Source organism: Bdellovibrionales bacterium (assembly GCA_019750295.1).
In the GTDB taxonomy this organism is placed as follows: Bacteria; Bdellovibrionota; Bdellovibrionia; order Bdellovibrionales; family JAGQZY01; genus JAIEOS01.
This window is the reverse complement of the sequence record JAIEOS010000021.1, coordinates 1-26,470: the sequence shown is the minus strand read 5'-3', so window position 1 is coordinate 26,470 and position 26,470 is coordinate 1. Positions and strand designations below refer to the sequence as shown.

Here is a 26,470-nt window from a genome sequence, read left to right as displayed (position 1 = left end):
AAACGTTTAATCCCTCAAATGTTAAGAAAATCTTTATTTTTCGGCGGGAAGCCTTATAACTGCGGATGAGTTATACATACGTAACTCTCCTTTTTTGAGAGGCTAACGCAAGTTAGCCTCTTTTTTTTGCCCTCATCGGCAAGTTCAAGCCTGCCGTAAGTTGAACGCTACCAAACGCGAACGCGTTCTTTTGCATCTAAAAACATTTTGTCCCCGGCTTTGCAGCTGAAAGCATCGTAAAACCCCTTTTGGTGAATCACTTGCTGATTGATGCGCTCACGACCGAGGGAGTGAGGATTGGTTTTTAACTGCATCTGCTCGTAAGAGGGAGTCGCTACGTTGCACCACATGCGTGCGTAAGCGACGAAGAATTTCTTTTTGTCATCGACAGAGGCTTTGGCTTCATCCGGAAAAGCCGTGTTGTAGGCAAATGTCAGACCGACGTGATCTCCAATGTTTTCTCCAAGGGTGAGCTTTCCATCATGACCAATCTTATCAAACTGAGCCACGAACACATTTCCGCGCTCTTTAAAAGCGTTGAGATCTTTCGTCGACATCCAAGTGCGAACTTTGCCTTCGTAATCAAACTTAGACCCTTCGTCATCGATGCCGTGGCCGAGTTCGTGACCGATGACTGTGCCGATAGCCGCGATGTTTTCGATATCGCTCGATTCTGGGTCGAAGAAGGGGTACTGAAGAATACCTTGGAGGAGAACAAATTTGTTATCCGGAGGATTGTAGTACGCGTTGACCTCAAGCGGATTCATGTCCCAGCGAGACTGCAGACGATCACCTTTAAGCTCATCAATATATTTTTCAGTGCGGGTCTTGGAGTAAAGTCTGCTGTTCGCATATCGATTTTTATCGCTGTAACTCTTTACAGGCATTAAATCCCAGTCCGCCTCTTTTTGCGGTTTGACTAAAAAGAGTTTTGCATTTTCAATTTTTTTAATCGCCTCTTTGCGAGCGGTTCGAGTCAGCCAAGTGTTTTCCTTTAAACCTTTGACGATGGTTTTTCGCATGTTTTCGCCGATAGCAACGACGCGCTCTTCGGGAAAATTCGGGAAGAGAATCGGCATGAGCTCTTGATCTAGCTCCATTCCAAAGTAGCCCATGGCTAGCTTCGTACAGCGCTCTTGGCGATCGGGGCGCTTTGCTGGCCCGCCGAGATGTTTTTTGCGAAACTCAAAACCTTTTGCAAAATGAGCCGGGTAGGCGTCATCGAGATAATTATCAAGAGAGTTATAAATATACACGGACTTCAACTGATCGAGGGGCATCGTCGCTAGTGCATTATTAATAAATTCGGCCGACTCGGGAACAAAATCGCGAAGTTCAGACTTTTCGTTGAGTCGGGCCATGAAACGCTCGAGTTTGAGATTTGGATATTTTTTAAGAAATTCTTTTTTGTCGATGGTGCGTTTTTCTGTAAAGCGTTCGCGAACTTCCTTGGGAAGGGGATACTTTTGCGCAAGGGCGGTTTCAAATTCGATCACCCATTTTGCACGTTGCTCAGGCTTATCCATTTTAATAGTCTTAAAGAAATCGACTAAGTATTTCTCGAAGTCAGCCATGACGTCTTTCTTTTCATAATAGCTGCGCTCCGGAAGGCTTCGCGCATCTGCAATTAAGAAGGCGTCATTGCGCAGTGGATTTTGGCTATTGGCTTCGATAAAAAACTGAACAAAACTTGTATCCCCACCATCCAGTCGCTTTTGCGAAAGATCGGCAAGATCCTGCCAAGTTTTTAAACTTTCGATGAGTTTCTTTTCGGATTCGACCCGAGATTTTTCTTCGGACTTGGATGTTTTTTCGTCCATGCAGGCCAAGTAGGTGTCCTTGATCTGTTGGCCGCTGTTGGTTTTGGGATTGAAGTGGGTGATGTTCTTAAAAAACTGCTTTTTGGCGTAAAGTAATCGCTCGTAGATATCGGTAAAAGAAAAATTCCATCGCGAACGATCCGCAGGAAGTTTAAATTTGGTCTCAACTTCTTTGCAAACGTAGTCGTGAAAATTTTCGCAAGCACTGATTTTTGTGCTCAAAGGGAACTCTCGTTTTTCCGGGACTGTGGATCCTTTGATGAGTGTTTCGCGGGTGAGTTCTTTATCCGCAGCCACTGCCTCAGCGAATAATGGAATACAAAGTAATGCCGTTAAAATGAACTTCATGAATACTCCTTGATATGAAAACCCGAAGAATTAATCATAAAAGGGCAAATGAGTCTACGAGTGAGCAGTGCGGTTCTTTGCAAAAGAAAAAGGCACCATTCCTGGTGCCTTGAGTGATTCTTACATCTTATCTGAAAAATTTTAGTTACAGCGAGGGGCGTACGTGGCCAAGACGCGGCTGGCAGCGGCCAGATTCAAGATTCCTCCAGAGACCGTCTCGTTTTTAAGATCGGGACGAGCTGTGACAGTGCTCAGTAAAGCCTCTTTTAATTCGAGAGCGGCTTCACCGGGGCTCGCCAGCGAGCGATCGATAAAGGCCACACTCGCGACGCTGTAAAGGAATCCAACAGATCCAGTCACATGCGGCGTTGCCATCGATGTTCCGCTCATAGAGCCAAAGTCATTATCGGGAAGAGTCGAAAAGATATTTTCGCCAGGAGCTGCAAGGTCGATCGTTGTTTTTCCGAAGCCGGCGTCATTACGATTTCCCGCGATGTCGGTATTGGTCACAGAAATCACATAAGGGCTGTTACAAGCTGTGGGCACGTCACCGACCACATCCACATCCCAAGCCGAGTTTGCCGTGGCAGCGACGGAGAGGATTCCCGCTTTGCCGAGCTCGTTGAACATGTCATTCCAAGCGATGTATTCGCTAGAGTTACAGTCGGCGCGATCGATACCAAAGCTTGAATTGATGGCGACAACGTTGGCGCCTTTTTTGCCGTCACTTTCAAGCCAGATTTGTTTTTGTTTTAAGATATAACCATAAGCGCTCATTGTCGTTGCAGTGTCACCAAGTCCCCAGCCTGCACTCACGTACATGATTTTGACGTTCCAGTGAATGCCGGCGCCGTTAATAGTGTTGTCGCCCTGAGCTCCCATAATTCCGGCAACGTGAGTTCCGTGAGAGTCCATTTGGATTTCGCCGGAGTTGGATTCGATATCCCAACCGTTGATGTCATCGACGTAACCGTTACCATCGTCATCGATATTGTTTCCTGCGATTTCTCCCTTATTGATCCACATGTTGCCAATGAGGTCCCCGTGTTTGGGGTCAAAGCCACCATCCACCACCGCTATAACGATATCATCTCCGTAAGGGATTTGACCTTTGTGTCCAAACTCATCCCAAGCGGCTATCGCATTGACGCCAAAAGTGCTTTCGTTCAGATCGTAGTTCCATTGTCTTGCAAAGTCTTTGTCGTTGGGAATTCCTTTGCGAATGGTGACAGTGTGGTTCGGTTGAGCGAGGCTGACATTCTTGTTGCCGCGAGCTTTAACCACTGACTGCGCCGAAACTTCGGAGCCCGCTTTGGGCTGGGCGAGGTAAAGACCATTCGGGGCAAGAGCTTTCAGTTTAACGTTATTTTCGGTCTCGTAAATGAAGGTGTTCGCACCCTTTTTGAGTTTAACGATGTACCCGTTTCCACTTGTTGCTGCGAATGCAGAGTTGATGATGAATAAAAATGATAACAGAACAGATATCTGTTTCGACGAGTTTTTCACGACGATCCCCCCAAGTTACCCCAATTGATTACGGTCCTTGTAGTGAAGCGCTCGACCATGAGCTGAGTGCAATTCACCCCAGGCAGTGTGAAAATTCTACCAATAACTAGCTGCGTTGTGAAAAAAGTCATAACTTAGCATTATAAGTGGTCATTAGAATGCATTTTTACTTCGACGTGCAAAAGCAATTGATGCTCAAGGAAAAGGCGGTGGACTGTTCCGCGTGCTCCATTGATTTTAAGTGCTGCACATATCGTCCTTTTTTTTCGAACTTCCTCGTGGGCTATGCCGACAGTCTTCATCTTTTAAAGGAAAACTGGTTTGAACAGTGGGATCTCTTGATTGTTGGAGCTGCTCCAAATGCCAATTATCGGAAAAAGTTTATGAGCAAGGGAGGCTGGGGCTTCGGGAGCGATGCGAATCTGCTCTGTACGTTTTTTAATACCGATCACCGAGGGTGCGAGATCTGGCCGGCGCGGCCAAGTGTCTGTCGTTCGTTCTTCTGTAAGAGCACTTACGCGCAGAGTGGGATGGACTATTGGAAAAAATTCAAAGATTACATCTGGCATTTGGAGTGGAGTTTGATCGAAGATTTTCTCTTCACTCGAGGTTACACCATCGATGAAGTGCAAATGATCAAGCATTACCTGGATAATTCCTCAGACGTTAAAGTAAAGCTTAAGGAGCTCGAAGACTTCAGATTTAAAAGCTGGGACGAGGCCAGGGGCTTTTACCGTGCCGCCTGGGAGCACGTTAAACGTGTCGGCGAAGCCGAGGCCAACGAAATCATCGGCGACTTCGGCCGCAATCTCCATCAGGAATTACTCACCCAAAGGTACCCGGTACCTTTTGCGGAAGCGACGTGTAAAAAGTCGACCTAATCGATTGGGTATCGCATCTGCAAAAAGAACCTGGTACCTCATGGGCATGACACAAATCAAACAGCGCCAGCAGAAATTGGTCGAGGAGTTCTCGAAACTCCAAAATTGGGAAGAGCGATACAAAAAAGTGATTGAGATCGGTAAGGCTCTCCCGCAGCTTCCCTCAGATTATTACGACGAAAAATTTTTAGTCAAAGGTTGTCAATCGCAGGTGTGGCTGCACGCGCAGTTGGATGAGAAGGGTCAGGTGAAACTCTTTGCCGATAGCGATGCGATGATCGTGAAAGGGTTGGTGGCGATCCTACTTAAAGTTTATTCTGAAGCAGAGCCTGATGATATTTTAAGCTCCCCACCCACATTTATCGAAGAGTTGGGCTTTCGCTCCCACTTGTCGCCGAGTCGAGCCAATGGGTTGATGTCGATGGTAAAGCAGATCATGCTCTATGCCGCAGCCTTCAAGGCGATGAAGAGCTAAAGCGCAATTTCATTGACCCAGCGGGATTCTTGAGTGGAAATATTTATGGATACTAAATATTCTGGAGGCCCCATGAGTTTGTTCTGTCATCGTTTATTGTCAACATTAGCTGTCAGCGCTTTGGTTATTTTGCCAAGATTGGCCGCTGGGCAAACTGCCACTCCAGATTCGACCCCGGCTGCAAAACCGGCGGCGGCCAGCAGCGCACCTGCCGCAACATCCGAAGCTCAAGGGCAAAAAAATAATAATGGAAAAAAAGGCGCTAAAGGCGAAGGTAAAAAAGGTAAAAAGGGGAAGGGTAAAGGCGGGGGCAATGGTCCCGGTGCTGTTTGCAAAGCGGATCGCCAGCTCTACTGCAAAGACATTAAAGCTCGTCGCGATCGTTTCGCGTGTTTGCAGAAAAACAAAGATTTACTCAGCCCTGCTTGCAAAGATTTTATCAACACAGCCGCTCTCCCTGGGGGCCGCATTCCAAATCCCACTCCAGGTCCAGTTCCCAAAAGTCCAGACAACAAAATCGAAGTGAACAGTGCTGCTCCAGCGATAAAGTCCGCCACTCCCGCAGCGACTCCTGCACCGAAGGCCGCAGCTCCAGCTCCCACCTCGGCTCCCTCTGCAAAGCCATCTCCGACGCCTGAGAAAAAGTAAAAGGGGCGGGAAGTGCTAGAGTACCTCGATCAACTGGCATTTTCCGCACTGCTTTTGCTCTCCCAAATCGTCGGCACCCCCGACATTCCCAAAGACCCCAACCCTGACTGGCAAATCGTTCAACCTTGGACCGAGCTGCCTGATAAGACTTATTGGATGTCTATCCAAAGCCATAATTTAGGCCAGCACTGTAAGAATAATCCTGGTCAAACTGTAGTGCTAAATAACCCCTACATGGGAGTGTACGAATTGTACGGGGATTCGCGGCTGATCGAAACTAATTCATTAAAAAAAAGATGGCAAATAGGATCAATGTTTCTCGATGTGAATATAAGTTGTAAAAAATTATCAGAGGTGAAGGTTCTAAAAATTAATTTCTATTCTTATTTAAAATATTTTGCAGTACTTCATTCGTATCCCAGATCCATTGAGAAATTACCATTTTATTATTTTTTTCCTAAGTATCTTTACGTACTGTCTGCGTCTGCATGCTTGTTCTTGGGTATAGTAGGGTTGACGATTATCTATCGATTACTGCCACTTGAGGAGGTTATAAGTTATGTCCTAGAGGATCTCCTTTTTATGGGGGTGATGTTGATGGCAACAAGTGAAATTTTCGGTGGCGCAAGTATTGAGTACTGCCACGCGTCTGTTGTCATGGGACTCTGGGGCGGGATAGTATTCTTCTTTGCTTATCTGATAAAACCCAAGCAAAACTATTTAAAGTATGTAGTTCTGGTAGTGCTATATGTTTCTGCATACTTGGCTATTGATTATAGAAATTTAATGCAATCATTGATTTACTTACCGGTGTTGCCAGCATTAGTCTTGCTCACTTATTTAATTATTAGAGATATAAAATTAAATCCAAGTACGATGTTGGATAAGTTTATTTTGTCACTGATCCTTTATTTTGGATTTATGACTTCTTATCTCTCATATGTGCATCGCACAGGTGTGTCTGTAATGGCTCTTCTTGTCATTTGTATTTCTACATTTAAATTCAGAAAAATAGTGCGTGAGGTTAACGCAATTATTTTTCAAATGCAGGACGTTGCATTTCGTCTTAATGCTGAGGTCGAAATTGCTAAAAATCTATATTTTCAGAAGGAGAAGTACAGAGAGATATTGCACGACATAAAATCTCCGGTGACGAGCTTGAGTTTTGCAGTTGCGCTTCCGGAAGACAAAATTAGAGCTGTGATTACTAGAATTTTAAGTCAATTAAACTTTGTCTTATCAAAACTAGAAGTGCATACGGATTCGATAGATTGGTTTGCAGTAAATGTTCTAAATATGAAACTTGAATCTCAGGTAGACAATTTTGTAAGTATTTATAAAAATGTGAATTTTTCTATTTTGACAATTAATGGGAGTAACGAAAATCAAATCTTCTGTAACGATGTAGATTATCTTTCTATTTTTAACGAACTAATTAATAACTCATTGAAGCACTCTGTAGGATTAAAAAAAATTGAAATAGTCATAGATGCTGATTCTGAGCTAGAAAGAATGAGGGTAACCTATAAGGATGACGGAAGTGGCCAATTCCAAAATCTAGATATGTTGGGATATCGGGGTTTCTCGAGTAATGGCACGGGAACAGGCTTGAGTTCTATAAAAAGAAAAGTTGAGTCTTGGGGCGGAAAGATAAACTTTAAAGGCTCTGGTCGGGGATTTTATTGCGAGTTTTCTTTAAAGAAGAAAGGCTAGGCGGCCCGGGAGAAGTTTTTGTTAAAATAGTATCGTAGTACGGGATCCTCTTCATGTAAGTTTGTAGCGGAGTCTAGCGAGATTAGCTTGTTTCGAATGAACCTTTCAATTATTTCTTTGTTAGACTGCTTCATCCTCCTTGTATCACAATTCTCATGTCCAAAATATTCATAAACGCTCGTAAGGCCTCTCCTGCCGTCTACAGCTAGTTCGGCTATTAATCGAAAATTGCTTTTGTCATTTGCAAGATTGAAAGCATCTTGGGAACAGACTATGTCAATGCCAAACTTTTTTGTCAGGCCATCCAGCCTAGAGGTCAGATTTACGGCGTCAGAGACTACGCTTATGGACATCCTGTCCTCGTAACCAACAGCCCCTAGCAGAACTTTTCCGAAATGGATTCCCATTCCCGTTTTTATACTCAATTGCTCGTCAGATTTTTTACGCTTTAGATTATAAAGCTCTAAGGCGCCTTGGAATTCAGATACAGCGTTGATTGCATCGTTCGTATCAAGGAACAATGCCATTATCCCATCACCCATAAATTTATCGATTATTCCTTTATTTCTTTCAAAGATAGGCGCCAAGCTTGAAAAATAAGAATTTAAAAAATCCATTGATTCTGATGGTTCCATCGTTTCAGACAACGAAGTAAATCCTCTTATGTCGCAGAATACTATTGCCATATTAACTTCTTTGCCGGATTTTAAATCGATGTCTAAGACGCTTTCGAATCCTAACAGATTTAAAATCTTGAAAGGCACAAATCTACTATAGGATTTTGCTAGCTTGTTGAGGTCGTCGTACGCCATCACTACTTCCGCTTGCGCCTTTTGTTTCTCGAGCGTTATTGCGATTTGTCTACCGGCAAGAGCGAGGATATCAAGATCATCGTTAGTAATTTCCCTCTCTGTGTAGAATGTGTCTGCTAGGATCACTCCGTGGTTGTTTGTGGCCGATTGAATAGGGACGCCAACAAAAGATTTAGATCCGGTTTGTTGTAATAACATTCTGGACTCCTCGCCCAGTGTTGATATATGTTTTTTTACATCAGAAATCAGAATCGGAGATCCGAATTTATAGATATTTGAAACCTTTGTTTTATCATTGCTTTCGATATCAATAGGAAGTTTAAAATTTTTAAATTTCTCAACAAGCGAATTGTCTGATACGCTGACCGCGCGAACTTCCAAATATTTATTCGCCTTATCGCTAATCATTATGAGAACTCTATCAAAGTCTAAAACCGATGTTAAATTTTCAGCCGCACTTTGTAAAATCTGGCTTTCACTCGATGTTTGGATGAGAGTATTGGTAAGCTGATTGAGTGCTTTCGCTTCGCTTAATTTTCGCTGTAAAACCAGTTTTGTATCTACGAGTGTTTTGTACTGCTTGTCTAAATTATTAAGTGTTTTCTCCGATTCATTTATTGCTTCTACCATGAATTTATTTTGTCTTATAACCAAGTAGCATTTCATTATAAGTGCGGGTAAAATGCTATATGCTGCAAGTTCGTATACGTTTGATGTTAGAAAGCTAGTAAATATACCGGCGAAGCAAGATACGAAAAATAAAGTCGCTAGCTCTCTAATCAATCCAATCTTCTCAATAGGGTATCGAATTTTTATCTGGTACTCGAGATCATTGATTTGGGTGGTTGAAATCGCAACTGCTGAAAACTTTTTCGCCTTTGCAAATCCATAATAAAATCCCAGTGAGTTATTTATGATATCAGGCATACTTTTTTTAAGAATTTCAATTTCTTGTAAATTCAAGTCTTGAGTGACACCTTTAATAGATATCACAACTGTTCCTTTGTTTCTTTTAATGGCCGTAAAGCTGGTAACCTTATTAAAATATTTCGGGAACTTCCAAATATTATTAAATATTTCCTCTAGAGAAATCACATTCTTCATTAGAAAATAGATTGGACCCATAATTTCTTTTGAAAATGAAGATTCCCCCACACGCTGTTCGAAATTTGGGTCCTGAATGTGTGATTTGAGTTCGGTCATGAATCTGTTGTTAAATTCAATAGATACCCAGCCATCAGATTTAAGTAAATAATCTATAGGAACGCCTGCTTTTTCACAGACATTCGATAAGTTTATTTCTGGATATCGCTTTTCAATATACTGTAAATACGACTTGTATATTTTAACGTTAAAATGTTGTTTAGTTAGATTGTAATCTAAGCTCATGGTTCACCTTATAACCTTTCGTCATCATTGGTATAATTCTTAACCGATGACTTACGTCCAGGGCTCCTCTGAGCAATTGAATGGAATCAATTATTGGTTCATTCTAATTAAATATTCGGAGGTACGATGTCTACTTTTGATCAAGCAGGTAATATCTGGAAAGACGTAACGCTAAGCTTGAGCACTAGACCTTGGTCCAAGCGTTTATCATCTGGTGATTTGGGGCTTCCGCACTATAAAGGATTTTTAATCGAAACCTACCATAATGCCGGTTTGAATCCACAACTTCAGGGATACTGCTCACTGTATGTGAAGGGGCGGCCTCGAGAAACAATTAAGAAGTTCTTCCAGCATGCCATGTCCGAGATCGGGCACGATTCTTTAGCTCTTTCAGATCTTCAGACTCTGGGTGTGGATCAAAATAATATTATAAATAGTCGACCTCTACCAGAAACATCGGCGTTTTTCGCGAACGCTGTTTATAATATTCAACGTTTTGGGGCTGCAAGTTATTTAGCGTACCTGTTTCATCTCGAGTTCACCCCAATGCAGAATGGGCCAGCAATTATGTCTATGCTAAAAACAAAAGGAGTGCCCTCTGCTGCGCTTACTTTTTTGGAAGAGCATTCGACCGTGGATGCCGGCCATCTAAAATTGATGAAAACGTATATGGATACGATAATAGATACGGACGCTGAACTAAAAATATTCAAAGATTGTCTTTATGATGTGATGATTCTTCATAATCGGTTACTTGAGGCGGCTTTTGAAAATGGAGAAAAAAACTTCAGTATTTAATATTCCCTATCCATTTGAATTCTGAGAAGTTTGCCGATGAACTTGTAGATATTTATTCTTACACGCTGCAGGAGTGACAACGTTATAAAGCCGCGTTTTGTCATAAAGTCATTCATGTCTCGCCATAAGTAATTCCATGCCAATGGTGAGATATGTTCTGCGAAATCCGGTTGACCTCGCCGTCCTATAATTATGTCATGCTCAATTCCAGAAAGGTAAGGGTGAAGGTATTTCATCCCAGTCTTTTTGAAGCCTAGCTTTTTATATAATGCCCATAATTTTTTATCTGTCGATGTAATTATGTATTCTCGGTCCCCACATATCGTCGCTTTGTAGGTATACTCAAAAACTCTATTTAGTAAGTCTGTTCGTCTGTACTCTGGATCAGTACAGAGTCGTGCAATTTCAACTACTGTTTTTTTGCTAGGAATGGGCGAAGGGTAACCATTGGGAAATGCTCGCTCCGTATCCAGTATGTCTTGTTCACTGGAAGGAAAAGATATTGATACGGATGCGACAACTCTTGTGCCGTGATAACAGACTAAGATTCTACTTTTATCATCTAGTGGCGCCACCATGTCGATATAAGACTTAGAAGCATCCACCTTGCCTGCGTATAAATATGCTTTAAACCTTAACTTAAGTACCTCCTCGTACTCATTTTGTGTCTTTACAAATCTGAATCTGAACCCATTGCTTACTTTGCTTATGTTGAACCCAAGCTTTCTGATATCCAGTGGACTCAGTTCGCAAACGAAAATTAATTGTTTTGAAATCCATAATGAAATATCTCCGGGTATTTCTCTAATTAAACACTGCAATTCAACCTTCGAATTTTCTGTCTTGTCTATGGAAATAACTTCGGCATCGACGGGTTTTTCGAATCCTAAAAACCAAAGTTTAATAATTTGAGATTTGTAAATTATTGATTCAGAATCACGCAATTCAACTTTCCACATTTTTTCTGAGATTCCCGTTATTTTCGCGGTTCCTCTCTCTAAGAACATGTAGTGTTTGTAATAAAACGCTGTGATCTGAAAATCTTCAGGGACTTTGAAAAAATACGATTCCTCTGCGATGGGAATAGACGAAGGATATGGTTCAAACTGTTCGATAAATTCTAATCCTGCTTTGATACTATTTTTTTCTGTTCGTATCCATTTTATAATTGCTAAATAAGTGATCGATAATTTGTCTGGGAGTAGTATTGTTATTTCTATTTTTTCGTCTTTTGTTAGGCTTGCCGCCATTTCAGGATTAATACTAATACATGCTCCAAAGGGATTAAGATCGAAAATTGAGACTTTATATGACGAGTTTTCATTTATTTTTGCATTAGCCTCAAGTCCGTCCCCTCGGCGTATCTCGAGTCGCTTGATCTCTCGATTTTGGATATCAGGCATTAAAGGCTTCAATTTCTTTGCAGTCTGCATAATTACGCTTGTCGGTATAAGTGATAGTTTTGCTTTATGATGATAGCTAATAGCATTGCAATTTGAACTTTAGTCGAGTTCATCTGGTTGTTGGATAGTTCGATATTTGATCTTAAGAGTGTATCAAAAGTGAGACATATTTTTGATAATTAGCTTCACTTCATGGACTTGTAAGAATATATTAGGGTCCATGGCCATCCTAAGCGTAAATGTGAATAAAGTGGCGACCTTGCGGAATGCTCGCGGGAAGCATTTGCCTGATGTTTTGCAGGCGGCTTTAAAGATTATTAGTTATGGGGGGCAGGGGATTACGGTTCATCCGCGGCCGGATGAGCGTCATGTGCGTTGGACGGATGTCGAGGCGCTTAAGGCTCATATCTCTGTGGAGCTCAATATCGAAGGTTATCCCTCCAATGAGTTTTTGATTAAGGTGACAGATATTTTGCCAGCGCAGTGTACTTTGGTCCCGGATTCTCCTCATGTGATCACTTCCAATGCGGGGTGGAGAATGAAAGGGAATGAAAAAGTTCTGCAGACTGCAGTTCCACTCCTTAAAGAGCGCGGGATTCGTGTTTCGCTTTTTGTGGATCCTTATACGATCACCACTCAAGAGCTCATTGAAATGCGGGACATGGGTGTGGATCGCATTGAACTCTACACCGAGGCCTATTGTGAGGCCTTTGGCACTCCTCAGCAGAATGAAGTTCTAAAAATCTATCAGCAGTGTGCCGAGCTGGCTCAAACTATGGGGCTTGATGTGAATGCGGGACACGATCTCAATTTACACAACTTATCGACTTTCGCTCGCGCCATTCCTTTTCTTAAAGAGGTCTCTATTGGGCATGCACTGGTTTGCGATGCTTTAGATTTTGGCTGGCAAGTGACTGTTCAAAAATATCTGCAGTGTCTTAAGTAGCGGTTCTATCGGCCGCCTCTACCGTCGTCTCTAGTACGGATCTACCAAAGTTAATGTATTATCTGCGGGATTATAAATTAAGTTATCGGTTTTGATCAGAAGCGGTGGATCGCTCTCGATGCGCAAAATGCTTAAACCATCGATCATCTTATCTATAAAATAAACGGGTCGCTCGGGAGTGACTTCAAAGCGGATGTTCCTGATGTGCATATCGTTGATCAACTCGAGAGTTAACGCTTGGTAGAGCTCCGTCGCTTTTAGGCGCAGAGACTTTGGGTAGTCATCCGAGATCAATAACTTATGGAGATTAATTCCTTCGACATACGGGGTGCTCATGGCTCGATTTCCCTTAACACCATTAAAGTTTTCTATAATTTCTGGAGAAACGACTTTAAGGTTTGAGAAGTGACTGCGATCGGTGTCGAAGAGCTGTTTTACAAAACGGAGACCTCTTGTGTCTCGATCGAGGAGATGGGCACGGTCGGCGTGATAGATTTTAGCAATCTTCAGCTCACCCGAGCTTTCTCTATAGATATAGACATTGCCCGAATTGCCAAATCCTATGGGGAGTAATCCGTCGGCGGTCTTTTCTTGAGCCCATCGAAGGCGATGATCTTCCACGGTAAAGGAGGGCTCTGGAGCTTCCTTAAGGAAAAAATCCTGGCACAGCGACGCCGCGAAAGCGATTCGAACGCTCAATAAAACAATTGAAAGTAATAACCCCTGAAACAAATAAACCCCTTAAACCGTGACCCTTTTTCGTAAGATACTTCAAGATTTGTCACATTCAATACCCCCGGTAAAATCTACTTGGCCTGACGAAAAACGTTAGCCACTGCCAGGGGTGCTGACAAATCACGGCCAAGGCTCGTTCCAACAATAAGTAATCCAAGTAATTTCAATAGTTTACGATTGATCTCTTTTTGGAACACCTTTTGTAATGCAGTTGCTTGTAAAAATAGGAGGCTTGTCATGCCGAAAAACTTTAAACCGTCCAACGCGCTAATGATTTTAGTAGTTACGCCATTTCTTTTTGCGTGCTCGAAATCAAAGTTTAGTGCGGTGAAGAATAACCCAGCACCTGTCTATCAACAGAGGCAACCGTACCCTCAACAGCCGGGTCCGCAATTTCCGAATCAGCCCATTTATCCCAATGAGCCGGTTCGTCCATTGCCACCTCCACCACCGATTTCGGTAGTGCCATCACAACCCATCAACACGGGTTGCGGCGGTAACCCTTGCGAAGTCATCGTGGCTCCGCTTCCTCCTCCTCGCCCTGTGATTGTGAATCCTCCGCCGACAACGACGATCGTTGATGTGCGACCTCCTGCTCCGGCACCTCGTCCTCTTCCACCTCCACCGATTGTGAATGTGCCACCGGCTCATCCTCCCGTCGATGTGGTTCGTCCTCTTCCTCCACCAGCTCCGATTCCTCAGCCTCGCCCGGTTCAACGCCCTCCAGTGGTGGCTGAAGAGCCTTGCCATGAAATCACTTATGATCACTCGCAGTATGTTCCTGACTACGGAACTCGCGGCGTGAACATCTGGTTAGTTGTGGATGGATCTAAATCTTTCCCGATCGAAAAACCAGCAGCTCTTCGCGCGTTAATCAATGATTATATGGGCGCGATTGCTCGCCGAATTCCTGTAACGTTCTCTGTGATCTCTGGACACTCTCGCCATAGCCGCGACTCCGTGACTTTCCAGAACCGCATGGACAACTTTTTCTACAGAGTGAGCAACGAGCCTCACACCGTAAAATTCCTTCCTCGCATGAGCCAAGAGCAAATCGCTCGTCAGGCCGACATCCTTGTTGAGAAAGTCATGGGGATGAGAACAGACAATTCTCCAGGCGTATCTGACGGTGGAGAACTCTTAATGTATAACCTGGCTGCTGCTTTAAATCCTGAGCGTTTAGAATGGGCGAAGAGCGCCGGCGCTTTCGGAGATAACAATGCTTTTGGCGTGATCTTTATGGGCGACGAGAATGACATTTGCTCTCCTTCGGCCAACGCTACAGTTTCTGAGAAGACGGCTTATCGTGACCATTGTTTTGGTCAAGATTTCATCGCCGATGTGAAGGCGAAGTTAGCTCGCATTGCTCAGAACAAGCCCGTGTTTGTGAGCGGATATATCTACACAGGTGAGACACAAGTTCCACGCGATGGCGATAACGGTGTTGGTCACGGAATGTTAGAATTGATCCAACAAACTCAAGGTGTAGCGTTAGACTTAGGTGCGATCGCTGGTGGACAGATGTCTTACTCGAGCGCGGCTGAAAGACTGGCTCAGTTAACGAACACTCGCGGTAACCTTGATGAAGCTCGTTATAGAATTTCTCGCGATGGCCGTAACGTTCCTTTCAATCAGTTAGATATGACCAGAACTCGCGTATATGTTGACGGTCGCCAAGTGCAGCACCGTGTTCGCGATGGTTACATCTATATTGATGGTTGCGAACCGAACTCTAAGATTCGCATCAACTACTGTAATCGCAGATAAATTTTGAGAAAATGACAAGCTCAATAAAGAAGGCGCTCCCCAGCGCCTTTTTTATTTTCTACACAGTCTAAAATTAATCCTGTGAAATAAAGTACTTAATCGAAAAGCTTGGGGCAATTTCGAATTAGTTTTGGCGAGCCTATTGCTCTTCTCAAAGTTTCTGTTACATTGGCCGCCATGTTGGGGAAATTATTTTTCATTTTAGTTTTGGGTTTGTTAGTGGGGTGTTCATCTGATGAAAACACAGGCGCTCCGTCCGGTATCGTTCACGGTGGAGGAGAGTCCAGTGGAGGCGGCGGTTCACCGCTAAAAGCCAATCCCCAAGTCGTGCAAGCTTACCTTGATGATATTCAGAAGACGTTTACTAGCGAAGCTGAATCTGATCCTAAATTGCGATTGATGTTCTATCGTTCATTTCGACGATTAAGCGAGCTCCCGTTAAAGCCCGGGAATAGTCAGTTTTATAAAGAGAAATTTTCAAGCGGGGGAGCGCAAGATCCCTTTGGAGTTTTTCGTTCGTTCTATAGCAAAATCACCTCTAATGAGCTTTCCGTGGTGGGAAACGATTCGTTCTCGATCTACCAGCAAATCAACTTATACCCATTGCGCGAAAAACTTAAGAGTGTGAAATGGGTCTATGGTGATTGCGCAAAGATTCATCAATTGCCAGCGCACACCCATGCGTCGTTTATGACGAATCAGGATGGGTCTGTCCTGTGTTTTGATGTCGCTAAGCTGAGCGATTTGGGTGTGGATCACTTTCAGAATCAGATTATGGCTTTATTTCTTCATGAAATTGGTCACATGTACGAGTTTTCAGAGGATGAGTGCATCACTTTACAAAAAATGTTCTCCTGGCACTTTGATGAGGAGCAAGCCTCCTCCATTCATCAGGTTCGTTTCTTTGATATTTTAAATAAAGTGGAAATCAATTCCGAAAAGTGGTGCAGTGTCAGTAACTTTGTACAAATCTTTTCCGATAAGAATTTAGCTCGCCTCTACGAAAATCTGATTAATTATCCCATCGGAGTTCAAGCGGCCGTTTCCAAAGGAGATCAGCTGGAAGAGGAAGTGGTTTATTTGTTGAATCTCATCGAATCTTTTATTCTCGATACAAATAAGTTTAAGCAGACATTTTGTGGGGCTGAAAAAAATCAAGCCTTTGCCGCTGTACATACTCACATCATTCAACTGCAACAGTTTCTTCTCGGAACGAATTAATCCTCTGCAAAAAGAGGATAAAAATCGATACTGTAAGCGTAAACAGCCTCGTCCTGAGCTTCGGAGATGGTTCTTCGAATCTCGCGAATGGTCTCGTGCAGTCTATTTTTTATCACTTCCGCATCTTTCGCCGTACACACGGCCACCGACGTGTAGTGCAGGTTTTTGTCAGTATCCAGCTGCATTTGGTCGATGGCTTTGAGTCGCCAATTGATATGATGTTGGTGCACCCATTTGTGATTCCGTTCCAAGTGAATGCTCTTTTGGGTGTATTTGTATAAACCTTTTTCATAGGTGACAAAGCCATTCGCCAGAAGAAATTTCAAAATGCGATCCACTTTAGATTTAGAAATTTTAATCTGTGTCAGAACATAATCGGCGGAGATCGGCCGGGTGAGGCTCATCATATGGATCGCACTATAATGCCACGACGAATAGTATTCGCTAATATCCTCGCCGGCTCTGACCTCGGTGGACGATCCTTTGAGAGCTGCTTGTTGGAGTTTTGAGCGCAGTCGCTCGGTAATTTCCTTATAGTATCTGCGAAGTTCGACCGAGCTTGCGCGCTCCATACCGACAAGCGCCATAAAGTAGTCGGACTCCAGAGGATCTAGGTTTAAATACCGCGCTAGGGGAATGACGTACTCCTCTTTGAGCGTGACCGTGCCGGAAAGCACTTGGCTGAGATAACTGGTTTGCATTCTAAGGACTTCGGCGATTTTTTTACGAACCCCATGCCCGCCACCGGGATTCGATTTAATCCAGTGGTTGAGATAGGTTACGTAGTTTGTGTAGTTTTGTATCATATCAAATTTAATAAAAAAGTTAATTATCCTTTATTATTTTATAAAATAAATCTATCGCTCCCAGTTTGTCTAGACTATTTCTCTTAAGCACAACATAACAAAGCCCAAGAGGCTTTTAATAAAGGGAGAATATATGAAAAAGGTTTTATTGTTTTTATCAGCGGTATTAGTCAGTGCAGCGGCTCAAGCAAAAGTAGCTGGCCCAATTTGGGCGTGCGAACTTCACGCCGAAAATATGTCTGGCGCACAATTTGGTTTTATCCTCAGTGCTGGTGGTTCAGAAGCTAGCGACGTGACGATCACTTGCTCAGCTCCCGGCGAAAAAGATGTTGTTAAAAAAGGTGCAATGGTGATCACTCGCCTTGGAATCGGTCTTGGAATCAGCTTTCCAGTGAACATGACGATGCACTCTGTTGTTGTTGGACTTGTTAACCCTAACGAGCTTTTCGGTGACTACCATATCGGTGCTAGCGCGAACGCAACTGTAGTTGCAGTTGAAGGCGGAGTTGTATTAAGCACGGGTCTTGATAACGGTCTTTCTCTTCAGCTTGGACTTTACAGTGGTCAATCGATTGGTTTAGCGATCAGCCCACTTCAAGCTTTGTTCATCCAAATCTTAACTCCTGAGCAATACAAAACTTTAAAAGCTCAACAAGGACAAGGTGTTGATCCAGCAGGAAACGGTAATAACTAATTACTAGCTCTACGTTTCAAGATAAAAAAAGCCACGGAGACCCCGTGGCTTTTTTTATGCCGTGTCTTTGTGTTGTCTGGGTATTCGGAGTTTTTTTGTCCTAATCTTGGATTTGGTGGCCTCATTGAAGCAAGACCTTGCCTTTTAATAGATCTGAAAGTTGCACACTCTCCTTCGTTTATTAACTAAAATACCTAATTAAACTTGCAATATATTGCAAGGCATGAGACGATTATGGCATCGACGAGAAGAGTGCTTCCGGTGAGGATCAGAATTAATTATCGGTGCATAAATAAAATTGTGATCGATCCTCACTACGAAAAAAAGCATTCTGGCTCAGTCACAGATGAAATCATTGTGGCTCTTGTAGATCAGTTGCATGAAAAAATCTTTTTTCCAGTCATACGAGATGCTCAAGGTTTCGATTATTTTGTGAATGACCGCATGGAGTATAGCAGAAAGTTCTATAAACTAATTTGGATACTCCATGATGAAGAGTCTTATGTGGGAGTGATCAATGCTTACCGGAGATGAATGATGCGATACCCTTCTCAAAAAAAAGTAAAGCAAGTTCTAAAAAAACTCAAGAGAACAAGTGGTACCCTGATGGTTGGCCCAAGCTCCTCGCCGGCTGAAAAATTTCGCTGGGATTTGTGCCAAAAACTAGTGATTTACATGGTCGAAAATAATTTGTCGCAGGTGGCACTGGCGCAGGTGCTCGATATAGATCAATCTCGCGTCAGCGAGATCGTCAATCACCGCATTGACAAAGTTTCGACTGATAGGCTGATTTCATATAACGAAAAAATCGATCCTAAAATCGTATTTAAGATCGCTTAGCGTTTAATGAAAAATTCAACGCGACGGTTAAGGGCGCGGCCTTGGTAATTGTTGTTGCTCGCGATGGGGTAACGTTCCCCGAGGCCTTCAAACTGAAGTTTGCCTTGGTGCTCTGGGGGGAGAAAGCTTGCAACCGCTTCTTTAACCGCCTGAGCTCGCCGCAAACTGAGATCTAAGTTGTAGGCATCGCTTCCCACGGAATCAGTATGTCCAAAGACCACCAGTTGTTGGAAGCCTCCGCCTTTCATTAAATAATCGGCAAGATTTTTTAAGTAGGGAAGAAAGTCAGGATTGACCTGAGTCCCATTAAATTCAAACAAAATGTTCTTCGCCAAGAAAGTTTCTTCGGCGCCCGCAGCCGGCGGAGGAGCGAGGAAGGCTTGCTCTTCGTCGATGTATTTAAAAGTTTTTTGATCGAGGGTGCCTTCGGGCTGTGGCGGAAGTTCGTCGGGAACATAGGAGGAGGCGAGTTGAGGCTCCGTCGATCCCCAGAGAGGACCGAGGGCGACATTCACGCCCGCATAGACGCGGACATCGGGAGAAGAAGTTCCCTGTAAGATTTCTGTTCCGGCGCCGAAGTGTGCGGCCACATTATGAAGCACGTCCCACTTAAGACCAAGGAGGACTTCTCCCGTAGAGATTTCGCGATCCGAGGAAAAGCGCGTTTCCTCAGTCGGAGTGGATCCAAAAACTTCTCCAATCACTTTGAGATCCCAATCTGCAAAGTAGTAGCTGAGTGCGGCCGATCCAATAATCATATTTCCAAAAGGGTCCACAGGGATCGGAGGAGTGCCGCCCACGGGATCTCCTGGATCCCGAATACGATAGCCAGCATTTACGCCCCAGGTCCAATTTCCGAAAGTGTTATCGTAAGCCACTTCGATATTGTAAGTGGGTCCTGGATTTACTCCCGTGAAAGGATAATCTTCGATCAAGAAAAAGTTCACCGAGCCGATGATCGCAAGGCCCTGAGTGGTTCCGTCCCAAACGCGATATTTACTGTTCAGTCGAATCTCATTAAGGCCCGATTGTTCGAACTGTCCACGAAATACCGTACTGTCTTCGTCCACCGTTTGGTTAAGAACTTGCGGAAGGCTGATCCCTATATCCCAGTTGTTTAACAATCCGATCCCCATATTTAAATCCATGGAGGTGAGCGCATCTTGGGGTTCGAATTTAGTTTGCGTGGCGTCTTCGTAATTGGGTAGGGTATTTAGCGCGTAATTAAAAAACAAACCAAAGTTAGTTACGCCGGGCGCTAGAGTTTTGGAGGAGTGAACTGTCACAAAGTCTAACCCACTTGTCGTCGGGTTAAAATTTTGTGCATCAACGCCCACCACGTTGGCCAAGGCCAGGGGTGTTGATAATATCAGCGCCAATAAAATCCATGATCGTTTCATGATGCCTCGCTCTTCTCTCATTTACCTCAATACTAGACCTGAAATGTTGAGAGATATAGCGGGGTTTGAACTCATCGAGACCAAGGTCTAGCGCGAGTATCAGTGAAATTATTTTTAACTTTGAGGTCCTAATGCTTGGCCCAATGCTTTGAGAAATTAAAATTGTAGTGCGATACTGATTTTGCCATTGATGTTCTCCTTAATTTCAATAGTGTTGCTTTAAAAGGGAGCCTAAAAAGCTCCCTTTTTTTTATGGGAATTTGTCACTCCGCCAAAAACTCCAAAAAATTAAATTAGTTCAAATAACTGTAAACATTCTGTTAATCGATAAATATTCGAAATTATTCACTATTGTATATATCATCAGTTAAAAAGTTCTCGTTTGATTAAACTCAAAGAAAGGGTTATACCATAACTCTGCCCGAGGTGAGGAATGTTGATGAAAAAAACGGCAAAAAGCGAAATGCCAGATGTAACTTCGCACTCCAGTTCTATTATTAGTAGCACGATCACTTGGGTCGGTATGGATGTCATAGAATTACCTATCCAATTCTACGGTCAAACCACGCTTGCCAAAGTGGATGTGCACGTCAATGTGTTAGATCCCAGTGCGAAGGGCATTCACATGTCTCGCCTTTATGTAAAAATTGGCGAAATTTTTTCGCAAAAAAACTTATCCGTCGATTTGGTACGAAATGCTTTAAGTGCATTGATCGAATCGCAGGGTGGTTTAGCAGACAGCGCAAAGATCCGAATCTCATGGCGTCAACCGATGTTGCGAAAGGCTTTATTGAGCGAGTACGAAGGTTGGAAGGGCTATCCATTTCATCTCGAAGCGCAAAAGATCAAAGACCAAGTTTCGTTTAAGATGGGATTCTCCCTTTTGTACTCGAGCACCTGCCCGTGTTCTGCGGCGCTCGCTCGACAGCTTAAGGAAAAGGAATTTTTAAAACATTTCTCAGATCGAGCTCTCAAGCTTGAGGAAATCTCCAATTGGATCCGTCAAACTCAAGTGTCCTCTCCGCACAGCCAAAGGAGCCGATCCATAGTGCATATTTTGTTGAACGACAGCGCTCAGTCCTTTGATTTTGAAAAGTACATTGATGCTCTCGAAGGCGTTCTAAAAACTCCGGTGCAGACAGCCGTGAAGCGCGAAGACGAGCAAGAGTTCGCTCGCCTTAATGGCGAAAATTTAATGTTTGTCGAAGATGCTCTCAGAAAAATGAAGACGGCATTGGACAACTTTAGTGAGATCAAAGACTTTAAGATAAAAGCTGAGCATCTTGAGAGTCTCCATGCTCATAACGCGACGGGCGTGATTCGAAAACGAGATCGTTAGACTTTTCTTCGGTCTCAAAATCAGGCTCACGCATTGCCATCATCACTCCTGCAAAAAGCCAAAAGAAGCAGCTTTCTGGGTTGTAGAGAATACCTTCGGCTCCGTAAGAGCCGATAGCGATAGCGACAAGTGAGGATAAAATGGCCATCTGTGGTCCAATGAGTTCGCTGCGCTCCTCGCGCCGCCAAAGTTGGAATCCCAGATAGATAATTCCAAGAATCAGGGCAGTGATAATGATCACTCCAGGAATTCCCGCCTCGATGACAATATTGATAAACAAATTATCGGAAAAGAAATGATTCTTGGGAAAGTAAATATCTGCTTTATTAGCTTCTAAAAACGCACCGGAGGACGCTCCCACTCGGGAAAAACCTGCACCAAAGGGAACTTCCTGAGCGTACAGAAGAAATCGATTGAGATTGCCTTTCCGCGCTTTGGACATCGCTTGCACATCGAAAGTAGATAGACTTCGCTCAAGAGCCAATTGTTGATCATCACTCAGATCTTTTGTTTGTGAGAGCAGGTAGTTGAGGCTAAAGACCGAGGCGCCAGTGATCAGGGCAGAAGCAAATAAGTAATATAATCGACGAAGATGGCTGACGGCGATTTGGCTCGTACTCACAGCGATGACAAAGAGCAAGAGTGCAATAATTCCTTTTCCAATTGCAGACCGAACTTGGCAGTAAAACAAAGCCAGAGCCATGGCGGGAATTAAAGTCGCATTGATTAGTTTTACAATGACCGATCTCGAAGAAAAAATGAAATAGGCAATAAACGGGAGGACCAAAAAAATATAGACAGAAGGTCCGCCGGCAAGATTTGTGAGTCCAAAGGGGCGAAAGGCGTATCCAACATAAAGATCGAGTTGAGCGCGATAGCCCGGGTGGAGGGAAAGCACGGTGGCCGATCCTCCGATGCCTTGATAGATGGTAAATACAGTTTGAATTGCCGACAGCGTGACAAATAAGGCGAACATTTTTTTAACGGTGTTGATATTGTTCACAAAGTAATATCCAAAAAAGTAAAGTAGAAACATGGTGATGTAAACTTTTGCACCAGCTAATGTTGGGACGAATCCAAGAGAGTAAGGGTTAAAGAAACAAATGGTAATCCAGATAAAATGAATCGCAAAAAGCCATGTCAGTGGTGGTGCATTTTTTTGATGATCCAGGCGAGAGAATAGAACTCTAAAAACGAGAGCGATAATGACGAGATCTGCACCAACGTGGATCACCGGATGATAATTAGAAACAATTTTTAGGAATCCCTGAAACCAAATGAATATGATAATTAACGAAATGGAATATTTTATGGGGGTAAAAAATATTGCAAACAGGGTGCAGGACATGGACACGAGCGCCGCTGTTTTAAATCCAGTCTGGTCAAAGAGATATCCGAAAATAAAAAAACACACGAGCAGAAAAAGTCCTGCGTATGCTCGAATTGCCTGCATACCTATTTGTATCATGACGACGGTATTTTCAGTAGATGTGCGCCTCTAAACTAAACCAACCCTTTAGTCTGGGTTAAGGGATTAAATAGAAAATAGAACGTGCTCCCAGCCCGATAAGGGAACGTTCGCATCCACTTCTTTGAGATACGACTCCTTCCAAGAGAGATCATAGAAGCCTGATGTTTTGTCGCTCCTCCCATCGAGGCCAAAGGGAGACTGAAAGTGGGAGACTGTGTAACCCGCATCGATAAATCTTTTGATAATTCGGTCGGGAGAATGTTTCCCCTTAAGAAACTCCGGGTGGAATTCCACCAAAACATTTTTGTAGAGATGATTTTTTATCCCGTTTGCCATTCCGTCGACGGCAAATCCCTCTCCACCCTCAATGTCCATGATCACCAAGTCGACGTGCCTAAGTTTTTTTTCCTCGCAATAGCTATCGAGCGAGACCGCTGGGACCTCGATTTCGTTCCCAGTGGATTTGTCCTGGGTGCTTATTCCGGCCCATAGATTATTGTGCTTTTCGCTATCAGAGGTCGTAAATCTAACGATGCTAGGTTGATCACTCACGGCAAGGGGCTCGAGTTGGATGTGGTTTCTGGTTTCGATCATTGAGATATTTCTTTGAAGCCAAGCTAAATTATTTGGGTCGGGCTCAAAGGCGTAAATCGAACTCTCCGTTAATTCAGCGAGAGCAAGATATATAAAATATCCGAAGTGAGCGCCGATATCGATGAGAACCTTGGGTTGCTCTTTTCGAAAATAATTCAAGGCCCATGCCGTGGTTTCTCTCTCATAAAAACCAAGAAAATAAGCCGATCGAGAGGCCGCCTCCATTGGATGAACTTCGATCGGCTGGCCCATGAATCGACCACAGAAGGGGTGATTAAGACCTAAAAGGCGAATTCCCCAATTAGAAACTTGCGATCGTCGAACGGGTAACTTTAAAGTGAGGCTCTTAAGGAGCTCTGGCCACTGCGCGAGTGGATAATTTTTCGTCAAGTTGACCTCAAAACGGTGTTGAAGCTTAAATATACCTGGAATTAAGGACGCAAGATAATGTGATTTGACGTGCGCTATCGGTAGGTCTAGTTGCGATCCGCCGTATATTTCTCAAGGAAGAAATGCGTTTTATCGGGATTAAAAATTTGCAATAAGACTCGCTGCAATGGAAAGTCTCCGTGAATCGCTGGGATTTTCTGCTATGTTTGCAGTTCTATGTCTGAAAAAATCTTTCGAGTTCATTTGATTGCAAATACTAAGTCTGGAAAAGGGAATGGGGCTACGGTGCCGGAATTGGCGCAAAAGCTTTGCGATGAGTTGGGCTATCAGCTTGTGGTATATGCCGGTCATGACGGTGTCGATTTCGATGCAGAGATTCAGCGTGCAGTCCAAGGTGCGAAAAGTGACAATGGAATTGTAATTGCGGCGGGTGGTGACGGTACGATTCGTTCGGCGGCCCAGGTGGCGGTCGCAGAAGATGTCCGTTTTGGAGCAGTAGCTACGGGGACATTTAACTACTTTGCTCGCGGCCACGGAATTTCGGAGGAGCCTGAGCAGGCCTTGCGTACCGCGCTCACGGGACGCGAAAAGCATGTGCACTTAGGTGAAGTGAATGGAAAAGTTTTTTTGATCAATGCTTCCATGGGTCTTTACGCCAAATCGATCATTAATCGCGAAAAGCATACGAGTCGATTCGGTCGCCATCGTTTAGTGGCCATCGTATCTACGGTGCTCACTCTGTTATCCCGGCATCGAAATTTCCATGTGGACTTATCCACACGGGATAAAAAAATGGATATCAAGACGCCCATGATTTTTGTCGGAAACAATGATCTTCAGCTTAGAAATCTTTCCTTTGATGTTGCAGATTGCATCCAGCAAGGGAAGCTCGCCGTGGTGATGTTTAAACATGTCTCACGTTTTTCGATCTTTAAAATCATTTACAATACATTTGTCGGAAAAATCGATGCTGAAGAGAACGTCGAGATGTTTTGTATTCAATCGATGAAAATCAATACAAAAAGAAAGTCCCACAATGTGGCCCTAGATGGTGAGATTTTTCATATGCAGGCGCCTCTCGTGGTTAAAACTTTGCCACGAGCTCTGCGCTTGATGGTTGCTGAGTAGCGAGATCCTTCGCTTTCGCTCAGGATGGCGGACTACTCGCGGGTCCAGTGTTTATGCTGGCTGAGATCTTCTAAGAAGGCTTTTGTTGCCTTAGTGAATTGCACTCCATCGCCTTTAACTTTGTCATCGGCTTCCAACGCTTTTACTGTAGCGTTGGACTCAAACGACAGAGTCTTAAGATGTTGGAATGCTTCCATGATAAATCCATTTCCGAGCATTTTTTGCTTTTTATCCTCGGGAGCTTTTTTACCGAACGTGATGATTCCGTCGAATTCGACCGATGTGGCCATCTGAATCAGTTCGTCCGCGTTCAATTCTTTGCGTTTCTTTGGAGTAAAGGTCACAACTTTGACCGTGATCTTTTCCTTTTCGAGCTCCGCCTTGGCTTTTAACACCGCTGATTTATCAGCGTCATCCAAAGCGAGGAGGCAAACTTTTCGGCCTTCGAGTACAGGCTCGGCAAAGGATTTAAGGGCACTTAAAGAATCCGCGCTCTTTAAAATAGGTTTTACATTTATTTTAGAAGCGGGAGACGTTGTGTTTTTTGGTAAACCTAATTTAGAAACTTTGGCAAAATCCATCCCCAAGTTTTCTGCGATCTTCTGGGCCATACCCTGATCCACATACTGGAGATTGCTCACGGCTTGTTCGCGAATACTTACAGTTTCGACTTTAGAGAGCTCAAAGCTAAAGGCTTCGATGATATGGTTTTTTTCGGTTTCCGTTTGGCTGTTAAAAAACATCGTGGCCTGCGAAAAATGATCCGAAAAACTATCGGGGCGAACTCTTACTTTAGTTCCAGTTAATTTTTGGGCATAAGTTTTAAATCCCTCGGGGCTGCTCATCGGGCAGCCCTTTTGGAAGGAGTTCGGCTCGTAATTCACGCGGCCCTTAACGATGTCTTGTCTACCGATGCCATCGCGCTGGTTATTGTGCATTGGGCATTTGGGGCGATTGATCGGGATCTCGTGGAAGTTAGGTCCGCCCAAGCGAGACAACTGCGTGTCGGTGTATGAGAACAAGCGGCCTTGAAGAAGCGGATCGTTTGAAAAATCAATTCCTGGGACAACATGACCTGGATGGAAAGCCACTTGCTCGGTTTCGGCAAAGAAATTGTCGGGATTGCGATTCAGCACAAATGTGCCCATATGGATAAGTGGCGCCGCTTCTTCCGGAATCATTTTTGTAGGATCGAGCAGGTCGACCCCTTTATATGAATCGGTTCCGTCGTCTTCGAAAATTTGCGCGAAGAAGTCCCACTCCGGGAATTGGCCTTTATCAATCGCTTCCCAAAGATCACGACGATGGAAATCGGGATCTTTTCCGTTTATTTTTTGAGCTTCGTC

23 protein-coding genes are annotated in these 26,470 nt (G+C 43.7%); 13 read left to right on the top strand and 10 right to left on the bottom strand.

All coding sequences use genetic code 11. From position 1 onward, the window contains the following. Nucleotides 1-167: 167 nt before the first annotated feature. Entirely contained in the window at nucleotides 168-2,168 is a 2,001-nt protein-coding gene (locus tag K2Q26_05950; protein ID MBY0315040.1) for a M13 family metallopeptidase, read from the bottom strand. 141 nt (nucleotides 2,169-2,309) lie between these two features. Continuing rightward, nucleotides 2,310-3,674: a S8 family serine peptidase gene (locus tag K2Q26_05945; protein ID MBY0315039.1), complete on the bottom strand. Its 1,365-nt coding sequence runs from the start codon at nucleotides 3,672-3,674 to the stop codon at nucleotides 2,310-2,312. 158 nt (nucleotides 3,675-3,832) lie between these two features. On the opposite strand from K2Q26_05945, the gene K2Q26_05940 reads away from it, so the two are divergent. The 4 genes from K2Q26_05940 (at nucleotide 3,833) to K2Q26_05925 (ending at nucleotide 7,391) form a co-directional block, all read left to right on the top strand. After that, nucleotides 3,833-4,555 carry a YkgJ family cysteine cluster protein gene (locus K2Q26_05940; GenBank protein ID MBY0315038.1) on the top strand — a complete coding sequence of 241 codons (723 nt, stop codon included), beginning with the start codon at nucleotides 3,833-3,835 and terminating at the stop codon, nucleotides 4,553-4,555. Nucleotides 4,556-4,601: 46 nt separating this feature from the next. Then, on the top strand, nucleotides 4,602-5,030 hold the full coding sequence (locus K2Q26_05935) for a SufE family protein (GenBank protein MBY0315037.1): 429 nt from the start codon (nucleotides 4,602-4,604) through the stop codon (nucleotides 5,028-5,030). Nucleotides 5,031-5,102: 72 nt separating this feature from the next. After that, nucleotides 5,103-5,678: a hypothetical protein gene (locus tag K2Q26_05930; protein MBY0315036.1), complete on the top strand. Its 576-nt coding sequence runs from the start codon at nucleotides 5,103-5,105 to the stop codon at nucleotides 5,676-5,678. A 12-nt stretch (nucleotides 5,679-5,690) separates the two neighbouring features. After that, nucleotides 5,691-7,391 (top strand): HAMP domain-containing histidine kinase, encoded by a 1,701-nt coding sequence (locus K2Q26_05925; protein ID MBY0315035.1) that lies wholly within the window; start codon nucleotides 5,691-5,693, stop codon nucleotides 7,389-7,391. Here the strand turns inward: K2Q26_05925 and K2Q26_05920 are convergent. Continuing rightward, nucleotides 7,388-9,592 (bottom strand): GAF domain-containing protein, encoded by a 2,205-nt coding sequence (locus tag K2Q26_05920; protein MBY0315034.1) that lies wholly within the window; start codon nucleotides 9,590-9,592, stop codon nucleotides 7,388-7,390. The genes K2Q26_05925 and K2Q26_05920 overlap by 4 nt on opposite strands. Nucleotides 9,593-9,718: 126 nt before the next feature. Here K2Q26_05920 and K2Q26_05915 point away from each other — a divergent pair, with 126 nt between their 5' ends. Then, on the top strand, nucleotides 9,719-10,390 hold the full coding sequence (locus K2Q26_05915) for an iron-containing redox enzyme family protein (GenBank protein MBY0315033.1): 672 nt from the start codon (nucleotides 9,719-9,721) through the stop codon (nucleotides 10,388-10,390). Here K2Q26_05915 and K2Q26_05910 read toward each other — a convergent pair. Further along, complete coding sequence (locus K2Q26_05910) at nucleotides 10,387-11,823, bottom strand: GNAT family N-acetyltransferase (protein MBY0315032.1); 1,437 nt, start codon at nucleotides 11,821-11,823, stop codon at nucleotides 10,387-10,389. The two genes, K2Q26_05915 and K2Q26_05910, sit on opposite strands and share 4 nt — an antisense overlap. Before the next feature lie 190 nt (nucleotides 11,824-12,013). Here K2Q26_05910 and K2Q26_05905 point away from each other — a divergent pair, with 190 nt between their 5' ends. Beyond that, a complete protein-coding gene (locus K2Q26_05905; protein ID MBY0315031.1) occupies nucleotides 12,014-12,739 on the top strand; it encodes a pyridoxine 5'-phosphate synthase in 726 nt (241 codons plus the stop codon). Nucleotides 12,740-12,769: 30 nt separating this feature from the next. Here the strand turns inward: K2Q26_05905 and K2Q26_05900 are convergent, their stop codons facing one another. Continuing rightward, nucleotides 12,770-13,471, bottom strand: a complete 702-nt coding sequence (locus tag K2Q26_05900; protein ID MBY0315030.1) for a hypothetical protein — start codon at nucleotides 13,469-13,471, stop codon at nucleotides 12,770-12,772. 240 nt (nucleotides 13,472-13,711) lie between these two features. On the opposite strand from K2Q26_05900, the gene K2Q26_05895 reads away from it, so the two are divergent. Both K2Q26_05895 and K2Q26_05890 read left to right on the top strand, forming a co-directional pair. Then, complete coding sequence (locus K2Q26_05895) at nucleotides 13,712-15,241, top strand: hypothetical protein (GenBank protein MBY0315029.1); 1,530 nt, start codon at nucleotides 13,712-13,714, stop codon at nucleotides 15,239-15,241. 108 nt (nucleotides 15,242-15,349) lie between these two features. Beyond that, a complete protein-coding gene (locus K2Q26_05890; protein ID MBY0315028.1) occupies nucleotides 15,350-16,462 on the top strand; it encodes a hypothetical protein in 1,113 nt (370 codons plus the stop codon). Here the strand turns inward: K2Q26_05890 and K2Q26_05885 are convergent. Further along, nucleotides 16,459-17,268: a TIGR02147 family protein gene (locus K2Q26_05885; GenBank protein MBY0315027.1), complete on the bottom strand. Its 810-nt coding sequence runs from the start codon at nucleotides 17,266-17,268 to the stop codon at nucleotides 16,459-16,461. The genes K2Q26_05890 and K2Q26_05885 overlap by 4 nt on opposite strands. A gap of 133 nt (nucleotides 17,269-17,401) precedes the next feature. Here K2Q26_05885 and K2Q26_05880 point away from each other — a divergent pair, with 133 nt between their 5' ends. The 3 genes from K2Q26_05880 (at nucleotide 17,402) to K2Q26_05870 (ending at nucleotide 18,802) form a co-directional block, all read left to right on the top strand. Continuing rightward, on the top strand, nucleotides 17,402-17,962 hold the full coding sequence (locus tag K2Q26_05880) for a hypothetical protein (protein MBY0315026.1): 561 nt from the start codon (nucleotides 17,402-17,404) through the stop codon (nucleotides 17,960-17,962). A 234-nt stretch (nucleotides 17,963-18,196) separates the two neighbouring features. Then, complete coding sequence (locus K2Q26_05875; protein MBY0315025.1) at nucleotides 18,197-18,496, top strand: hypothetical protein; 300 nt, start codon at nucleotides 18,197-18,199, stop codon at nucleotides 18,494-18,496. Then, nucleotides 18,497-18,802 carry a helix-turn-helix domain-containing protein gene (locus tag K2Q26_05870; GenBank protein ID MBY0315024.1) on the top strand — a complete coding sequence of 102 codons (306 nt, stop codon included), beginning with the start codon at nucleotides 18,497-18,499 and terminating at the stop codon, nucleotides 18,800-18,802. It begins immediately after the preceding gene. Here the strand turns inward: K2Q26_05870 and K2Q26_05865 are convergent. Beyond that, a complete protein-coding gene (locus K2Q26_05865; protein ID MBY0315023.1) occupies nucleotides 18,799-20,202 on the bottom strand; it encodes an OmpA family protein in 1,404 nt (467 codons plus the stop codon). The genes K2Q26_05870 and K2Q26_05865 overlap by 4 nt on opposite strands. 439 nt (nucleotides 20,203-20,641) lie before the next feature. On the opposite strand from K2Q26_05865, the gene folE2 reads away from it, so the two are divergent. Next, nucleotides 20,642-21,541 carry a GTP cyclohydrolase FolE2 gene (gene folE2 / locus K2Q26_05860; protein ID MBY0315022.1) on the top strand — a complete coding sequence of 300 codons (900 nt, stop codon included), beginning with the start codon at nucleotides 20,642-20,644 and terminating at the stop codon, nucleotides 21,539-21,541. Here the strand turns inward: folE2 and K2Q26_05855 are convergent. Both K2Q26_05855 and K2Q26_05850 read right to left on the bottom strand, forming a co-directional pair. After that, nucleotides 21,465-22,994: a hypothetical protein gene (locus K2Q26_05855; protein ID MBY0315021.1), complete on the bottom strand. Its 1,530-nt coding sequence runs from the start codon at nucleotides 22,992-22,994 to the stop codon at nucleotides 21,465-21,467. The genes folE2 and K2Q26_05855 overlap by 77 nt on opposite strands. An 81-nt stretch (nucleotides 22,995-23,075) precedes the next feature. Then, the gene (locus tag K2Q26_05850) at nucleotides 23,076-23,996 is read right to left on the bottom strand and encodes an FkbM family methyltransferase (GenBank protein MBY0315020.1); all 921 of its coding nucleotides are present in this window, start codon (nucleotides 23,994-23,996) and stop codon (nucleotides 23,076-23,078) included. A gap of 216 nt (nucleotides 23,997-24,212) precedes the next feature. Here K2Q26_05850 and K2Q26_05845 point away from each other — a divergent pair, with 216 nt between their 5' ends. Further along, complete coding sequence (locus K2Q26_05845) at nucleotides 24,213-25,124, top strand: hypothetical protein (protein MBY0315019.1); 912 nt, start codon at nucleotides 24,213-24,215, stop codon at nucleotides 25,122-25,124. Nucleotides 25,125-25,156: 32 nt separating this feature from the next. Here K2Q26_05845 and K2Q26_05840 read toward each other — a convergent pair. Beyond that, on the bottom strand, nucleotides 25,157-26,470 hold a 1,314-nt coding region (locus K2Q26_05840), incomplete at its 5' end, for a catalase (protein ID MBY0315018.1).

What these genes read in the sequence shown, in the direction of transcription:
- K2Q26_05855 (MBY0315021.1), bottom strand. Translation starts at nt 22,994, where the DNA reads ATGCAGGCAATTCGAGCATACGCAGGACTTTTTCTGCTCGTGTGTTTT.
- K2Q26_05935 (MBY0315037.1), top strand. Translation starts at nt 4,602, where the DNA reads ATGACACAAATCAAACAGCGCCAGCAGAAATTGGTCGAGGAGTTCTCG.
- folE2 (MBY0315022.1), top strand. Translation starts at nt 20,642, where the DNA reads ATGAAAAAAACGGCAAAAAGCGAAATGCCAGATGTAACTTCGCACTCC.
- K2Q26_05875 (MBY0315025.1), top strand. Translation starts at nt 18,197, where the DNA reads ATGGCATCGACGAGAAGAGTGCTTCCGGTGAGGATCAGAATTAATTAT.
- K2Q26_05950 (MBY0315040.1), bottom strand. Translation starts at nt 2,168, where the DNA reads ATGAAGTTCATTTTAACGGCATTACTTTGTATTCCATTATTCGCTGAG.
- K2Q26_05910 (MBY0315032.1), bottom strand. Translation starts at nt 11,823, where the DNA reads ATGCAGACTGCAAAGAAATTGAAGCCTTTAATGCCTGATATCCAAAAT.
- K2Q26_05915 (MBY0315033.1), top strand. Translation starts at nt 9,719, where the DNA reads ATGTCTACTTTTGATCAAGCAGGTAATATCTGGAAAGACGTAACGCTA.
- K2Q26_05940 (MBY0315038.1), top strand. Translation starts at nt 3,833, where the DNA reads ATGCATTTTTACTTCGACGTGCAAAAGCAATTGATGCTCAAGGAAAAG.
- K2Q26_05870 (MBY0315024.1), top strand. Translation starts at nt 18,497, where the DNA reads ATGATGCGATACCCTTCTCAAAAAAAAGTAAAGCAAGTTCTAAAAAAA.
- K2Q26_05845 (MBY0315019.1), top strand. Translation starts at nt 24,213, where the DNA reads ATGTCTGAAAAAATCTTTCGAGTTCATTTGATTGCAAATACTAAGTCT.
- K2Q26_05865 (MBY0315023.1), bottom strand. Translation starts at nt 20,202, where the DNA reads ATGAAACGATCATGGATTTTATTGGCGCTGATATTATCAACACCCCTG.
- K2Q26_05930 (MBY0315036.1), top strand. Translation starts at nt 5,103, where the DNA reads ATGAGTTTGTTCTGTCATCGTTTATTGTCAACATTAGCTGTCAGCGCT.
- K2Q26_05880 (MBY0315026.1), top strand. Translation starts at nt 17,402, where the DNA reads ATGAAAAAGGTTTTATTGTTTTTATCAGCGGTATTAGTCAGTGCAGCG.
- K2Q26_05905 (MBY0315031.1), top strand. Translation starts at nt 12,014, where the DNA reads ATGGCCATCCTAAGCGTAAATGTGAATAAAGTGGCGACCTTGCGGAAT.
- K2Q26_05885 (MBY0315027.1), bottom strand. Translation starts at nt 17,268, where the DNA reads ATGATACAAAACTACACAAACTACGTAACCTATCTCAACCACTGGATT.
- K2Q26_05895 (MBY0315029.1), top strand. Translation starts at nt 13,712, where the DNA reads ATGCCGAAAAACTTTAAACCGTCCAACGCGCTAATGATTTTAGTAGTT.
- K2Q26_05920 (MBY0315034.1), bottom strand. Translation starts at nt 9,592, where the DNA reads ATGAGCTTAGATTACAATCTAACTAAACAACATTTTAACGTTAAAATA.